This is a genomic window from Guyparkeria sp. WRN-7 (assembly GCF_001641825.1).
GTDB lineage: Bacteria > Pseudomonadota > Gammaproteobacteria > Halothiobacillales > Halothiobacillaceae > Guyparkeria.
In genome coordinates this window covers 40,287-56,044 of the sequence record NZ_LRFH01000004.1, presented here as the reverse complement: position 1 = coordinate 56,044, position 15,758 = coordinate 40,287, and the positions used below count along the sequence as shown (strand labels likewise).

10 protein-coding genes are annotated in these 15,758 nt (G+C 66.9%); 6 read left to right on the top strand and 4 right to left on the bottom strand.

Going from position 1 to position 15,758, the window contains the following annotated elements; genetic code table 11:
• From AWR35_RS02870 to AWR35_RS02860, 3 genes are all read right to left on the bottom strand, one after another.
• Positions 1–813: a dienelactone hydrolase family protein gene (locus AWR35_RS02870; RefSeq protein ID WP_197408117.1), complete on the bottom strand. Its 813-nt coding sequence runs from the start codon at positions 811–813 to the stop codon at positions 1–3.
• A 60-nt stretch (positions 814–873) separates the two neighbouring features.
• On the bottom strand, positions 874–2,439 hold the full coding sequence (locus AWR35_RS02865; RefSeq protein WP_058574457.1) for a BCCT family transporter: 1,566 nt from the start codon (positions 2,437–2,439) through the stop codon (positions 874–876).
• A gap of 118 nt (positions 2,440–2,557) precedes the next feature.
• The gene (locus AWR35_RS02860; protein WP_058574456.1) at positions 2,558–4,510 is read right to left on the bottom strand and encodes a methyl-accepting chemotaxis protein; all 1,953 of its coding nucleotides are present in this window, start codon (positions 4,508–4,510) and stop codon (positions 2,558–2,560) included.
• A 578-nt stretch (positions 4,511–5,088) separates the two neighbouring features.
• Here AWR35_RS02860 and alaC point away from each other — a divergent pair.
• The 3 genes from alaC to AWR35_RS02845 are packed head-to-tail and all read left to right on the top strand — an operon-like array spanning position 5,089 to position 9,084.
• On the top strand, positions 5,089–6,297 hold the full coding sequence (gene alaC, locus AWR35_RS02855; RefSeq protein ID WP_058574455.1) for an alanine transaminase: 1,209 nt from the start codon (positions 5,089–5,091) through the stop codon (positions 6,295–6,297).
• A gap of 29 nt (positions 6,298–6,326) precedes the next feature.
• A complete protein-coding gene (locus AWR35_RS02850) occupies positions 6,327–7,640 on the top strand; it encodes a homoserine dehydrogenase (RefSeq protein ID WP_058574656.1) in 1,314 nt (437 codons plus the stop codon).
• Positions 7,641–7,644: 4 nt separating this feature from the next.
• Positions 7,645–9,084 carry an exonuclease domain-containing protein gene (locus AWR35_RS02845; protein WP_197408116.1) on the top strand — a complete coding sequence of 480 codons (1,440 nt, stop codon included), beginning with the start codon at positions 7,645–7,647 and terminating at the stop codon, positions 9,082–9,084.
• Positions 9,085–9,093: 9 nt separating this feature from the next.
• On the opposite strand, the gene AWR35_RS02840 is transcribed toward AWR35_RS02845, so the two are convergent.
• Entirely contained in the window at positions 9,094–10,608 is a 1,515-nt protein-coding gene (locus tag AWR35_RS02840) for a bifunctional aminoglycoside phosphotransferase/ATP-binding protein (RefSeq protein ID WP_058574454.1), read from the bottom strand.
• 305 nt (positions 10,609–10,913) lie between these two features.
• Between AWR35_RS02840 and mrcB the strand changes: the two genes are divergently transcribed.
• The 3 genes from mrcB to AWR35_RS02825 are packed head-to-tail and all read left to right on the top strand — an operon-like array spanning position 10,914 to position 15,750.
• Positions 10,914–13,166 (top strand): penicillin-binding protein 1B, encoded by a 2,253-nt coding sequence (mrcB, locus tag AWR35_RS02835; RefSeq protein WP_058574453.1) that lies wholly within the window; start codon positions 10,914–10,916, stop codon positions 13,164–13,166.
• Between the two features lie 26 nt (positions 13,167–13,192).
• Positions 13,193–13,774 (top strand): tetratricopeptide repeat protein, encoded by a 582-nt coding sequence (locus tag AWR35_RS02830; protein ID WP_066185057.1) that lies wholly within the window; start codon positions 13,193–13,195, stop codon positions 13,772–13,774.
• Positions 13,771–15,750: an ATP-dependent DNA helicase gene (locus AWR35_RS02825; RefSeq protein WP_058574451.1), complete on the top strand. Its 1,980-nt coding sequence runs from the start codon at positions 13,771–13,773 to the stop codon at positions 15,748–15,750. The genes AWR35_RS02830 and AWR35_RS02825 overlap by 4 nt, the downstream gene beginning before the upstream one ends.
• The last annotated feature ends 8 nt before the right edge of the window (positions 15,751–15,758 follow it).

Below are 15,758 nucleotides of genomic sequence, written 5' to 3'. Positions count from 1 at the left end.
TTAGAAGGCCCGCTCGAGCAACCCGGTGAAGGCAGCCCAGGACTGCTCGTCGGCGCGCTGCTGATAGCGGCCGGTGTCGAAGACGGTGAAGGCGTGCGGAGCGCCCGAGTAGACCTCGATGGTGTAGGTCGCGCCGACCGCTTCGAGTTCGCCCGCAAGCGTGGCGACGTCGGTCATCGAGATCATCGAGTCGGCTCCACCATGCGCGATCAGCAGGGGCGCGCCCGGGTCGGACCAGCTCTGCCCCTCGGGCGTGCCCAAGCCGCCGTGGAAGGTGGCGAAGCCGCGGGCCTGGTCGATCAGCCCGTTGCGCGCGGCTTCAAGCACCACCGCACCGCCGAAGCAGTACCCCATCACCACCGTTTCCTCGGCGACCCCCTGCTCGCGGGCGAAGTCCAGCCCGGCGCGGGTGAGACGCTGCATGCGCTCACGGTCCTGGTAGAGCCGCTGGGTCTCGGCCTTCTTCGCCCCGGTTTCCTGCGGGCGATTGCCCTTGCCGTAGAGGTCGACGGCAAAGGCGTCATAACCCATCTCGGCGAGCATGTCGGCACGCTTTCGCTCGTAGTCGTCGATGCCGTCCCAGTCATGAATGACCAGGACGGTCCCGCGTGACTCGCCCACGGCCGGCGAGAGATAGCCGGTGAAGGCCTCCCCGTTCACCTGGTAGCCGACGTCCTCGCCGTCCGGTTCCCAGTTGCCGCTCATTTCCATTGCGCTGGCCGGTGCCTGCCAGGCCAGTCCCAGACCGAGCAGGGCGGTCGGCATCAGCGCGCGCAGTCGGCTGCTCGCGACAGGGGTTTTATTCGCGTTCATGACTGACTCCTCCCGGTAGACACCCCGGGAGTATAGGCAGCGGAATGAATCGGCGTCGGCTCAGGCCTCGGGCAGCAATCGCTGTGCCCGGGCCATGGCATAGGCGGTCTTCGGTCCCGTCCACAGCGTTGGCAGCAGGATCAGCGACACCGGGATCGCGGTGATGACGATGAACTGCTGCAGCACGCTGATCTGTCCCGAGCCCATGTACAGCAGCATCGCCGCCATGACGGCCATAATCCCGCCCCAGAAGGCGCGTACCAGCGGGTGGGGTGCGTCGTGACCCGAGCCAACCATGGCGATCGAGTAGCTCATCGAGTCGCCGGTGGTTGCGACGAAGATCAGGGTGAGCACCATGATCGCGCCGGCCATCCATGTCCCACCCGGCAATGCCTGGGCGACGGACAGAGTGGCGACGTCGAACTGGAAGTTGTTCAGCGGTTCGGTCAGGTCGATCGCCCCGCCGAGCTGGTAGAAGATGCCCGAGCCACCCAGCAGGGTGAACCAGATGGTGGTGGCAATCGGCGCCATCACGGCGACGGCAAGGATCATCTGGCGGATCGTCCGCCCACGCGAGATCCGCGCGACGAACACGGCCATCAGCGGTGCGTAGCCGATGAACCAGGCGAAGAAGAACACCGTCCACCACTGCATCCACCAGCCCGGCGCGGTTTCGGCGGTCATCGTGGCCATGGCGAAGAACGACGAGACGTATTCGCCCATGCCCTGCACATAGGCGTTGGTCAGGAACAGCGTCGGGCCGAAGACAAAGATGACCGCGCCGATGACCATCGCCAGGATCACGTTGAAGCGACTCAGCCACTGGATGCCGCGGTGCACCCCGGTGACGGCCGAGGTGATGTAGACCGCGCCGAGGAAGGCCAGGATACCCAGCTGCGTGGTGAAGGTGGCCGGCAGGCCGAACAGCTCGTGCAGGCCGTAACTCAACTGGGTGGCGAGAAAGCCGATTGGGCCGACCGTGCCGGCGACCACCGCGATCACGCAGAAGGCATCTACCACGCCGCCGAACCAGCCGCGCATGATGCGCTCGCCGAAGACCGGGTAGAGCAGGGTGCGCGGGCGCAGGGGCTGGCCCTTGATGTAGTGCGCATAGGCGAGCACCACCGCGGTGAGCGAACCGAGCACCGCCCAGGCGAGAAAGCCCCAGTGCATGAACGACTGCGCCAGCGCCCCGGCGATCGCCGCGGATGTGCCGGCTTCTGTGTCAAAGGCCGGCGGTGTGACCAGGAAGTGGTAGACCGGTTCGCCCGCGGCGAAAAATACCCCGCCACCGGCGAGCAGCGTGCACATGATGATCGACAGCCACTTGAAAGTGCTCATCTCGGGAGTCTCGAGATCGCCCACCGTGGCCTTGGCCGCCGGCGACAGCGCCACGCCGATCGCGATGAAGAAGGTCAGCAGCAGGAACAGCTGGAAATAGGAGCCCAGCACACGCGCCGTCCAGGCAAAGCCGGCACCGATGCCGTCGGCGACGCGGTCTATGTCGTAGAGGCTCAGGCCGATGAAGCCAATGACGAAGCCGATGGTGAGGATCAGCACCAGCGGATCGCCGAGACGTGCCAGGCCGGTTTCGGCATCGCGACGCGCGGTCGACGAGTCAGTCATGGGGTGAATCCCTTCCGGTTAGCCGGGCGCGACGGGGCGTGAGTGGTCGGGCCCGGTGTAAGTGTGGTCCGGACCTTAGCACGCACCCAGCCGCGACGCCCGGAGCCCGGGCAACCCCTCAGACCTGGCGTTCGACCCGGTCGAGCAGGCTGACGATCTGGTCGGAAAGGCGGTTGACCGTTTCGAGTTCGCGGCCGGCGGCTTCGGTCTGGCCGGCCTGCTTCAGATCGACGATTTGCTTGACCTTGGCGTGCAGCTGCCGGTGCGGTTCCTCGATGGCCTGCATGTCGGGCAGGTGGCCGAACTTTTTCTTGCCGAGCCCGAAATACCAGCGTCCCAGTTCGCATTGCCGGTCGGAGGCGATCTGTTCGGGATCGATCGCCGTCTCGTCCCCGTTCAGATAAGACCGCACCCGTGTCTTCCAGGCCCTGTGGGCGGCCTTGGCCGATTCGAAATCGAACGACGCGCTGCTCTCGGTGTTGAATTGCGCCAGCAGTTTCTGCAGCTGACCGGCCATGTTGGCGAGTTCGTTGCCGAGGCTCGCCACCTCGCGGCTGTTCTCCAGAGTGTCCTCGGTTTCGCCGCTGATGGTGGTGATGTTGCGGTTCATCTCCTCGGCGACGCTGCTCTGTTCCTCCGTGGCGGTGGCGATCTGCGAGCTCATGTTGTTGATCTGGTCGACCGCTTCGGTGATCGAGTCGAGTGCCTGGTCGGTGGCGTCGGCCTGGGCCTCGACCTGCCCCATGCGCTCGCGGCCGCCTTCCACGTCGGTCACGGCCTTGCCAATGCCGGCACGCAGGGCCTCGATCATCGTGCGGATTTCGCCGGCCGACTCCTGTGTCTTGGATGCCAGCGAACGGACTTCCTCGGCGACCACGGCAAATCCTCGTCCGTGCTCACCGGCACGGGCGGCCTCGATGGCGGCGTTGAGAGCCAGCAGGTTGGTCTGGTCGGCGATGCCGCCGATCACCTGGATGATGCTGTCGATACGGTCGCCGTGCTCCCGCAATGTCTGGATCGAGCTGGCCGTCTGTTCGAACTGACCGGACAGATCGGCCACCGCTTCGTGGGTCCGTCGCACCTGTTCCTTGCCGCCGTAAGCCTCGCGGTCGGCGCGTTGTACGGCCTCGGCGGTCTCGGCCGCGCTGCGGGCGACTTCATCGACCGTCTGGGCCATCTCGTTCATCGCGGTGGCGACTTGCTCGACCTCGCGGGTCTGGTGGTCCATGCGGCTGGAGGTCTGCCCGCCGGTCGTGGACAGTTGGTCGGCTGAGGCGGTCAGCGACATGGCCGATTCGGTGAACTGGCCGAAGACGGTGTTCAGGCGAGCCTGCAGCAATTTGGCCGATTCGTTCAGCCGGCCGACCTCGTTGTCACCGCCGACAAGGATCGGCTGGCGTAGCTTGCCGCCGGCCATGCGGCGCAGTGTCTGTCCCGTCTGCTTGAGTGGCTGGAACACGCTGCGCCACAACATCAGCGCAAGCCCGGCGCTGACCAGCGCGCCCATCATCGGCAGGACAATGTGCCAGCTCAGCCCGGTGGCGGTGGTTATCTGGAACAGTTCCAGCAGATTGACGAGGATGACCACCGCCAGTCCACCGAGAGCGATCGGCCCCATGTCCAGGTCGGCGAGGCGACGCTTTTTCGGTACGCGATCGATCTTGTTCTCGTTCATGCGCCGATAGAGTGCCTCGGCCTTGGCGATGGCCGCCTCGCTCGGCTTGGAGCGGATCGACTGGTAGCCGACGATCTCCTCGCCCGCATAGACCGGCGTGACGTAGGCATCCACCCAGTAATGATCGCCGTTCTTGCAGCGATTCTTCACCAGCTGATTCCAGACCTCGCCGGCCTTGATCGTGTCCCAGAGATCCTTGAAGGCCGCCGGCGGCATGTCGGGGTGGCGGATGAGATTGTGGGGCTTGCCGATCAGCTCGTGCCAGCCGTAACCGCTGACCTTGATGAAATCCTGATTGACGTAGGTGATCTGTCCCTTGAGATCAGTGGTCGAGATCAGCTGCATGTCCGCCGGGTAGTCGACATTCTTCTGCGTGACCGGGAGATTGACTTTCATGGGTGCTTTCCCTGTGCCCAAATCCTGGATTAATTCGGTGAGTGGCGCGTTTTAATTGTCGAGGTTTTCTATCGGCGCCTCTTGTGAAACCTTAAGCATGAATTAGTATTTTATTGAATGCTTAGCTATTGATTAGGTGGCTTGCTTTCATCCACGTTTGGTGACGTCATGGCGCGCTTTTGGGTCGGTTTAGGTGCCGACACATGGTTTTCGACCGTGTGTTTGGTGGCCGCTTATTCATATTTCGCAGTGATTTTGTCGGGTTTTGTTTTCGCCCCGAATTAATGCCCGAGTGATTTTGTCAGTTATTTGTGTTTCTTTTGAAAATGCCTTTGTGGGTTTGTGTGATATTACGTCCGGGATAATGTGTGCGAATCGCTGATTTGGTCAGGCGGGTAGGGCGAAAGGAAAGGCCCGGTGTCTGGGCTTGAGCCCGGGGCTTGCGGCGGCGTTGAAAGACTGCTGCGACATTGACAGTGAGCGCGCCGCTCCTTACTGTTTGTACCCTTTGGCCGAGCTCTGCCTCCGGGCTGCTCGGCCGTGTTTCGTCCACCACCCCCAGACGCGCCAGAATCCAAGTGAACGAACATTTCGCCCGTATCAAGCGACTGCCTCCGTACGTCTTCAACATCACAGGCGAACTCAAGGCGAAGGCACGTGCCGCCGGCGAGGACATCGTCGACTTCGGCATGGGCAACCCGGACCAGCCGACTCCGCCGCACATCGTCGAGAAGATGGTCGAGGCGGCCCGTCGCGGCGACACGCATCGCTACTCGCAGTCGAAGGGCATCCCGCGCCTGCGTCGTGCGATCTCGAACTGGTACCGCAATCGCTACGACGTCGAGATCGATCCGGAATCCGAGGCGATCGTCACCATCGGTTCCAAGGAAGGCCTCGGCCACCTGGCGATGGCGACCCTCTCGGCGGGCGATACCGTACTGGTGCCGAACCCGGCCTATCCGATCCACCCCTATGGCTCGGTGATCGCCGATGCGGACATCCGCCACGTGCAGCTCACGCCGGATGTCGACTTCTTCGAGGAACTGACCCGGGCGATCAAGGAAACCTGGCCGAAGCCGAAGATGCTGATCCTCAACTTCCCGGCGAACCCGACCACGCAGTGCGTGGACCTGGAGTTCTTCGAGAAGGTGGTCGCGATCTGCCGCGAGGCAGGCATCTGGGTGATCCACGATCTGGCCTACGCCGACATCGTCTTCGACGGCTACAAGGCGCCGTCGATCATGGAGGTGCCGGGGGCGAAGGAAGTCGCCGCCGAGTTCTTCACGCTGTCGAAGAGCTACAACATGCCGGGTTGGCGCGTGGGCTTCATGGTGGGCAACCCGACGCTGGTCGGCGCGCTGGCGCGGATCAAGTCGTACTTCGACTACGGCACCTTCACCCCGATCCAAGTCGCCTCGATCCTCGCGCTCGAGGGCGACCAGACCTGCGTCGACGAGATCTGCGACATGTACCGCCGCCGGCGCGACGTGCTGTGCGAGGGTCTGAACGCCGCCGGTTGGCCGGTCGAGCCGCCCAAGGCGACCATGTTCGTCTGGGCCAAGATTCCGGAGCAGTTCGCGCACCTGGGCTCGCTGGAGTTCTCCAAGCTGCTGCTCGCCGAGGCCAAGGTGGCCGTCTCGCCGGGCATCGGCTTCGGCGCCTACGGCGACGACCACGTGCGCTTCTCGCTGATCGAAAACGAACACCGCACCCGACAGGCGATTCGCGGCATCAAGGCGATGTTCCGCGCCCACGGAATCACGCCGCCGTCGGAGGGAGGTCAATGAGCCAGATGCAGACACACGAGAACGAGGCGCTGCCGCCGGTGCGTATCGGCCTGCTGGGGCTGGGCACCGTCGGTGGCGGCGTGGTCAACGTCCTGACCCGCAACGCCGAGGAAATCGCCCGCCGCGCCGGCCGCCGCATCGAGGTGGTGCATGCCTCGGCGCGCAATCTCGATGCGCCGCGCATCTGCCCGCTGGAAGGCATCACGCTGACCACCGACCCGATGGAAGTGGTCGAGAACCCCGAGGTCGACGTGGTGGTCGAGCTGATCGGCGGCATGCAGCCGGCCAGCAACCTGATGCGCCGTGCGCTCGAGCTGGGCAAGCCGGTGGTCACGGCCAACAAGGCACTGATCGCCCACGAGGGCATGGACCTGTTCGAGCTGGCGCAGAAGAACCACACCATGGTCGCCTTCGAGGCGGCCGTGGCCGGCGGCATCCCGATCATCAAGGCGATCCGCGAGGGCCTGGCCGGCAATCGCATCGAGTGGCTGGCGGGCATCATCAACGGCACCGGCAACTACATCCTCACCGCCATGCGCGACGAGGGCCGGGCCTTTGCCGAGGTGCTGGCCGAGGCCCAGTATCTGGGCTTCGCCGAGGCCGATCCGACCTTCGACGTCGAGGGCATCGACGCGGCGCACAAGCTGACCATCCTCGCGGCGATCGCCTTCGGCATGCCGCTGAAGTTCGACGAGGTCTACACGGAAGGCATTTCCGGCATCGAGACCGACGACGTCCAGTACGCCGGCGAGTTCGGCTACCAGATCAAGCATCTGGGTATCGCGCGGCAGCGTGACGATGGCGTCGAGCTGCGTGTGCACCCGACCCTGATTCCCGAGCGGCGCCTGCTGGCGAACGTCGACGGGGTGCAGAACGCCGTGCTCGCCTGGGGCGATGCGGTCGGTCCGACCATGTACTACGGCGCCGGTGCCGGTGCCGACCCGACCGCCTCCGCGGTTGTCGCCGACCTGGTCGACGTGGTGCGCACGCTCACCGCCGACCCGATGCACCGTGTGCCGCACCTCGCGGTCGTGCCCGACCAGATCAGCGACCTGCCGGTCGCGCCGATGGATTCGATCGAGACGGCCTACTACCTGCGCATCGCGGTCGAGGACAAGCCGGGCGTATTGGCGCGCATCGCCCAGATCCTGGCCGATCACGACGTCTCGATCGAGGCGATGATGCAGAAGGAGATGAGCGAGGACGAGCGCACCCTGCCGATCGTCATGCTCACCCACCAGGTGCGCGAGCAGGCGATGAACGAGGCAATCGGCGAGATCGAGGCGCTCGACACGGTCCGTGCGCCTTTGGTCCGGATGCGCGTGGAGACGCTCGACGGCTAAGCCCTTGACCGGCCTTCCCCAACCCGGAGAGCGCATCGAGGCGCTGGCATCGCTGCCAGCGCCTTTTGACCGTCTGGCCTTCGTCGATCTCGAGACCACCGGCACGCGCCCGACCCGCGACCGGATCACCGAGGTCGCCATCATCCCGGTCGATCAGGGGGTGGTCGGCGAACCGCTGCAGAGCCTGGTCGATCCCGGCGTTGCCATCCCGCCCACCATCACCCGCCTGACCGGTATTTCCGATGCCATGGTCGAGGGTGCGCCCGCGTTCGTCCGTCTGGTCGACGCGGTCGCCGAGCGGCTGGAGGGGCGCTGGCTGGTGGCGCACAATGCCCGCTTCGATGCCGGGTTCCTGCGCAACGCCTTCCGCGCGGCGGGGCGGGTGCTGACCCTGCGCGAACTGTGCACGGTCAAGCTGTCGCGTCGCCTCGACCGTGGCGAGCGCCGACACAATCTCGACAGCCTGATCAGCCGTCACCAGCTGCCGGTCGGCGATCGTCACCGGGCGATGGGCGACTGCCAGGCGCTGCCGGCCCTGCTGGCGCGTTTCATCGAGCGTGACGGGAACGAGGCGGTGGTCGAGGCCCTCGCGCGGCAGGCGCCGCGGGCGAGCACGCCGCCCAACCTCGACCCGGCGATTCTGGATGCCATGCCGGCCGTGCCGGGCACGTATCGATTCTATGGCGAGGAAGGCGCGCTGCTGTATGTCGGCAAGAGCGTCAACCTGCGCTCGCGGGTGCGTGCGCACTTCGCCGGCGATCACCGCAGCGATCGCGAGATGCGCATTGCCCAGCAGACCCATCACATCGACTGGATCGAGACCGCCGGTGAGTTCGGGGCATTGCTGACCGAGGCCTGGCTGGTCAAGCGCGACCGCCCGATCTTCAATCGCCGTCTGCGCGCGCAACGCTCGCTCCTGACCTGGTACTGGGACGACGAGGCCGACCGGCCGCCGGAGTTGCGGGCAATCGACGAGATCGAGCCGGATGAGTTGCACCGCGCCCACGGCATGTTCCGCTCACGTCACAAGGGACGTGAACGGCTGACCGAGCTGGCCCGCGAGCACGGCTTGTGCCCGCAGTTTCTCGGGCTGGAGTCGGGCAAGGGGCGGGCCTGCTTCGCCCACCAGATCGGCGCCTGCCGCGGGCTGTGCGCCGGTGCCGAGCCGGAGATCGCCCACCGGCTGCGCCTCAAGCAGGCGTTGGCGCCGCTGGCCTTCGAGGCCTGGCCGTACACAGGCGCCATCGCCATCCTCGAGTCGCGTGACGGCCGGGAGGAGCGGCACCTGTTTCGGCACTGGCGTTATTTGGGCACCGCACGATCGCCCGATGAGGTGGACGAGATCCTCCACGGCGAGGAGCCGGATCCGCCGCTGGATATCGACATGTACCGGCTGGCGGTCGACGCGGTCCGGGGTGGGGCGAGCGTCGAGGCGGTGGAGTAGGGCGGCCGGCTAGCCCAGTCGCTCGGCGATCTGGGCGCCGAACGGCACGTCGCACTTCAGGCGCACGCAATGCCTGGCCTCGTCGGGGCCAAGGGGCTCGAGCTTCTGCAGCTGGTGTTCGAGCACCTGCTCGTCGGCTTCGGAGATGTCGCCGCCGTGGGCCTGGCGGTCACGCAGGTACTTCAGGAGCTGCTCGTTGTCGCACTCGATGAACAGGATCGTGTACGGCGTGCCGATCTCCTCGGCCAGCGACTCGAACTGGGCGCGGCGCGCCCGCTCGAGGAACGTCGCGTCGACGGCCATCGGCCAGCCGCTTTGCGCGCCCAGCCGGGCGATCTCCGCCAGGCGTTCGTAGGTGCGGTCGCTGGCCATCTGCGTGTAGCGTTCGGCCGGATCCGTGAACATGCGCTGGCGTTCGGCGTCCGAACGCACTCGCACCGCACCGCGGCCGATCACCAGCTCCTGGCTGACCAGTGACTTGCCGCTGCCGCTGACCCCCATGGTGATGTAGATCTGCCCCTCGCTCGGGGTGAAGAAGGCGTTGGCCAGGTCCATGTACTCGCGAAAGTCCTGCCAGGCGGCGTCGCGTTCTTCGTCGGGCATGCCGTCGCGCAGGCTCAGCAGCGAGATCTTGGCGCGCACCGCCGCGCGGTAGCCCTGGTAGTAGCGCAGGGTCGGCAGGGCCTCGTAGTCGCCGCTGATCTCGAGATAGCGGTTCAAAAGCTGGCGGGCCGCGGCGATGAAACGCCGCTTGTTGAGGTCCATCAGGGCGAAGGCGAGATCATTGGCGGTATCGGTCCAGCGAAACTCGTCGTTGAACTCGATGCCGTCGAAGATGGTCACATTCCCGTCCTGCAATGCCATGTTGGCCAGGTGCATGTCGCCGTGACACTCGCGGACGTGCCCTTCGCGCTTGCGGCGCTCGATGGTCGGGCGGATTGCCTCGAAGGCGGCGCGGGACAGACGATCCATCTCGGCGAGACGTTCGCGGTCCGCGTCGGTCTCCAGTAGCGGCCCGATCTGCTCGAGATTCTGCTGCATCGGCGCCCAGACCGTTTCGGGCGTGCCGAAGTGGGTCTGGGCCGGCGCGACCTCGGCCCGGTCGTGGAACGCGGCGATCTGATCGGCGATCTGGTCGACCAGTTCCTCGTCCAGACCCTTGCGGCGGGCGAGGTGGTCGAGACGGTCGGCCTGGTCGAAGCGACGCATGCGGATGACGAATTCGTCGGCCGCGTCACTCGCCTCGATCAGCTTGCCGTCGGCATCCAGGCCCAGCACCGTGTCGTACAGCTCGGGGGCGAGGCGGGCGTTGAGGCGCAGTTCCTCCTCGCAGAAGTGGCGACGGCGGTCGAGGGTGGAAAAGTCGAGAAAGCCGAAGTTCATCGGCTTTTTCACCTTGTACGCCCAGGGCCCCGTCAGGAACACGTGCGAGATGTGGGTCTGCAGGTGTTCAAGGGACGGGTCGCCTTCGGCGAGGTTCTCCTTGAACCGTTCGATCAGTCGCTCTTGCGGGTGCTCGGCCATGGGCGCTCCTGGTTGGCGTCGATGGGTTGGCGACCAGTCCGTGCAAACGGGCTTGCCGGAGGCCGCTCCGTCGGTCTTTCCGGCCTGATAGACTGGCGCTCCGGCCGCATCAGCATGCGGCCGGGATCATTCACCAAGTGTAACAGTGTGGGTTGACGGTGGCATCCAGCAAGGGAAGCGGTAAGGGCAAGGCACGGCGCACTCCGAACAAGAAGCGGGGGGCACCTCAGCGCCGGACAAGCCAGCGTCGGACGAGCAAGGGGGCGCCGCAACGTGGCTGGCGCCGGCGCCTGTTCGGATGGGCGTTGCGTGCCGGCCTGCTGCTTGCGGCCATCGGCCTGCCGCTGCTGGCCGCCTGGGCGTGGTACCTCAACGAGCGGGTAACCGAGCGCTTCGAGGGTGCCCTGTTCACCCTGCCGGCGACCGTCTACGCCGCCCCCGACGAGGTCTACGTCGGTCAGGCGCTGAAGATCGACCAGCTGGTGGCGTCGCTGGAGCGGCTCAATTACGTGCCGGCCAGGTCCCTCGAGGAGACCGGTACCTTCGAGCGCCGCGGCAACCAGGTGGCGTTCCATCGCCGCGCCTTTGCCTTCCCCGACGGTCATCAGCCTGCCCGCCGGGTCGAGGCACGCATCGTCGACGGTCAGGTGGTCGAGCTGGACAACCCGGCAGGTGAATCGGTCGGCATCATCCGTCTCGAGCCGCGTTCCATCGGCACGCTTTATCCCAATCGCACCGAGGACCGGGTGCTGGTGTCGATCGACGAAGTACGCGAGGAGGCACCGCTGCTGATCGACTCGCTGCTTGCCGTGGAGGACCGCGCCTTCTACGACCACGGCGGGGTGGTGCCCACCGCGATCCTGCGGGCCTTCCTTGCCAACCTGGTCTCCGGCGAGCGGGTGCAGGGCGGCAGCACCATTACCCAGCAGCTGGCCAAGAACCTGTTTCTCACCCACGAGCGCACCTACCGGCGCAAGTTCGCCGAGATGATCATGGCGCTCGAGATGGAGTGGCACTACTCCAAGGACAAGATCCTCGAGGCCTATCTCAACGAGGTCTATCTGGGTCAGGACGGTAATCGCGCCATCCACGGCTTCGGTCTGGCGGCGAGCTTCTATTTCGGCCGGCCGGTGGGCGAATTGCGCCCCGAGCAGATCGCGCTGCTGGTCGGCATGGTCAAGGGCGCGAATTACTACAACCCGCGCCGAAATCCGGAACGGGCACTCGCGCGGCGCAATCTCGTCATCGACGTGATGGTCGAGCTGGGACTGGTCGATCCGACTCGCGCGGCCGAATGGCAGTCGCGCCCGCTGGGCGTGCTCGAACGGGCCGGGTCGCGTGCCCGGCATCCGGCGTTCGTCGATCTGGTGCGTCGCCAGCTGGTCGAGCAGTATGAGGCCGAGGACCTGCGCACGCGCGGGCTGAACATCTTTACGACCCTGCGCCCGCGGGTGCAGGCGGCCCTCGAGCAGAGCACCGAGCGTCTGGACGAGGTCGAGGCAGCCCGCGGTCTTGAGACGGGAATTCTGGAGACGGCGGGCCTGGTCGCCTCGGTGAGTACCGGCGAGGTCGAGGCGATGATCGGTGGCCGGGACGCGGACTTCGACGGCTACGACCGGGCGCTCGATGCCCGCCGCCAGATCGGCTCGCTGATCAAGCCGGCGATCTATCTCACCGCGCTGTCGCGCCCGGCGGACTACAACCTGATCACCGAGCTGGCCGACGAGCCGATCGCCGTCGAGCAGAAGGGGTCGGACACCTGGGAGCCGGAGAACTACAGCGGGACCTTCCACGGTCCGACCCCTCTGATCGAGGCGCTGGCGCATTCGCGCAACGTGCCCAGCGTGCGCCTGGGCATGGAGCTGGGACTGGAGTCGGTGGCCGACACGCTCGAGAGTCTCGGCGCGCCGAGACCCTCGCCGTTCTATCCCTCGATGCTGCTGGGCTCGATGGGGATGACCCCGTTCGAGGTCACCCAGATGTACCAGACCCTGTCGGGCGACGGCTTCGTCACCCCGCTGCGGGCTATTCGCAGTGTGGTCGACCAGGAGGGCAACGAGCTGTCGCGCTACTCGCTGGATGTGCGCCGGGCGGTGGACCGCGAGTCGCTCTACCTGCTGCAATACGGCCTGCAGACAGTGGTGCGCGAGGGCACGTCGACCCGGTTGAACCAGTTCTTCCCGCCGGAGCTCGGTCTGGCCGGCAAGACCGGCACCACCAATGATGGCCGCGATGCCTGGTTTGCCGGCTTTACCGGCAACCGGGTCGGCGTGATCTGGGTGGGCCGCGACGACGACCGGCCGGCCAACCTCACCGGCTCGAGCGCGGCCCTGCCGCTGTGGGCGTCGACCTTCGAGCGCCTCGACAACCAGCCACGCGACAGGCAGCCGCCGCGCGGGGTACGCTTGATGCCCGTTGACCCCGAACGGCAGTTCGTCGTGCCCGAGCGTTGCCCCGGCGAGCGGATGCCGTTCATCGCCGGCCACGTGCCCGAGATGGCCGAAACCTGTGAGGGCGGTCAGTCCGGGGGCGGCGGCTTCTTCGACTGGTTTCGCTGAACGATTCGTACCGAATGGATGACAGCATGAACACAACAGCACTCGTTGCCGGCGCCGCGTGGCGCCGGCCTTTCCTGTCGATCGCGGTGGCGGGCATGTTGCTCGCCGGTTGCGCGCCGATGCCGACCCGTCAGACGCCGCCCCCGCAGCCGGCGCCCGAACCGGAGCCGACCGTGCGCGCCACGCCGCTGCAGGAACCGACCCTCCGTGAGGAGCAGTTGCCGAGCGAGCCCGAAAGTGCGCCGCAGCCCTCCCGGACTTCTCCGGCGGTCCTCGCCCTGGTTCGTCAGGCGGAGCAGCGGCGCAATGCCGGCGATCTTGCCGGCGCCCAGTCGACGCTGGAGAGGGCGGTGCAGATCGAACCCACCAACGCCCGTCTGTGGCTCGATCTGGCCCAGGTGCGCCTGGCACAGGGCCAGCCGGCCCAGGCCGAGCAGCTGGCGCTGCGCGCCGTCGAGCACGCTCGCGACAACCGGACGTTGTCGGCGGCGTGGTCGCTGGTGGCCAAGGCCCGCCGGGCACAGGGCGACGAGGATGGTGCGCGCGAGGCCGAGGAGCGCGCCGGCGCCCAGTCGGCCGCCGTGACGAGCGTTCGCGCGCAGGCATGAGCGAAACGGCCGAACGCACCCCCCGGCTGGGGCTGGAGGAGGTCTTCGGCCCCGAGGGGCGTCTGGCCGATGCCTTCGAGGGCTACCAGCCGCGCGCCGGGCAGCGGCGCATGGCCGAACTGATCCGCGACGCGATCACCGACCAGCACACCCTGGTGCTCGAGGCGGGCACCGGGGTGGGCAAGACCTTCGGCTACCTCGCGCCGGTCCTGCTCTCCGGCAAGCGGGCACTGATTTCCACCGGCACCAAGCACCTGCAGGATCAGCTGTTCGATCGCGACCTGCCGCGGATGCGAGAACTGCTGGGCGTCAAGGCGCAGGTGGCGCTTCTCAAGGGGCGGGCAAACTACCTCTGCAAGTACCGTCTGGATCTGGCCGAGGAGCAGGCGCGCCTGCCGCGGCGCGAGGATGCCCGGGCACTCACTAGGGTGCGCGACTGGGCCGCTCGCACCATCGACGGCGACCGCGCCGACTGCCCGGGCGTGGCCGACGACCACGACATCTGGCCGCTGGTCACCTCGACCAACGACAACTGCCTGGGGCGCGACTGTCCCCTCTACGACGAGTGCTTCGTGGTCAAGGCCCGCGACCGGGCGCAGAAAGCGGACATCGTGGTGATCAACCATCACCTGTTCTGTGCCGATCTTGCCCTGCGCCAGACCGGCTTTGCCGAACTGCTGCCCGATACCGACGTGGTGGTGCTCGACGAGGCCCACCAGGTGCCGGAGATCGCCTCGATGTTCTTTGGCGAGGCGATCGGGTCGCGCCAGCTGCGCGATCTGGCCGCCGACACCCGGATCGAGCAGAAGCACGAGGCGCGTGACCAGCCGGGACTCGCCGAGGCGGCCGATACCCTCAAGGGGGCCACCGATCCGGTACTCGAGGCCCTCGGCCGCATCGAGGCCGACCGGGTGCCCTGGACGGAACTGGCGGAGGATGCCGTGGTGACCGCGGCGCTCGACCGCCTGGCCGAGGCGCTTGACGGGCTGGTGCGTGAACTGGAGATCGCGGCACCGCGCGGCAAGGGCCTGCAGACGCTGTTGGGCCGCGCGCAGGGGCTGCGCGAGGAGCTATCCGCGTTTCGCGACGGCAAGAGCGAGGCCGCCGGCCAGGCCGTGCGCTGGGTGGAACGCCGCACGCGTTCGTTCACCCTGCACACCACGCCGGTGAATGCCGCCGGGCAGCTGAAATCGCACGTCGAGTCGTCGCCGCGCGCCTGGATCATGACCTCGGCGACGCTCGCCGCGGGGAAGGACTTCAGCCACTTCACGCGGCGCATGAACCTCGACGACGCCCGCTGCGAACAGGTGGAGTCGCCGTTCGACTTCGCCCACCAGGCGGTGCTCTACCTGCCGCCGAACCTGCCCGAGCCTAGCGGGCCGGGTGGGGCGTGCGAGCACACGCTCGCCTCGTTGCGAGCGGTCTACCCGTTGCTCAAGGCCAGCGGTGGCCGGGCCTTCCTGCTGTTCACCTCGCACCGGGCGCTCAAGCTTGCCGCCGAGACCCTGGGCGAGCACCTGACCGAGCTGCCGCTGTTCGTGCAGGGCACGCGCGCCAAGTCGGCGTTGCTCGAGGACTTCCGCGCCGCCGGCAATGGCGTGCTGCTGGGCACCCAGAGTTTCTGGGAGGGGGTGGACGTGCGCGGCGAGGCCCTGTCACTGGTGATGATCGATCGCATCCCCTTCGCCGCCCCCGGCGATCCGGTGCGCGCCGCCCGCGAGCAGCGCCTCAAGGACAAGGGGTTGGTGCCCTTCGTCCACATGGCGTTGCCCGAGGCGATCATCACCCTCAAGCAGGGTGTCGGCCGGCTGATCCGCGATACCGCCGACAGCGGGGTGATGGTGTTGTGCGACCCCCGCCTGCAGACCAAGGGTTACGGGCGCACCATCCTCGATGCCCTGCCGCCCATGCGCCGCACCCGCGACGGCCGGGTGGCGCGCGACATGCTGGTGCGCACGCCCGACGAGCCGGCCTGATCGGACGG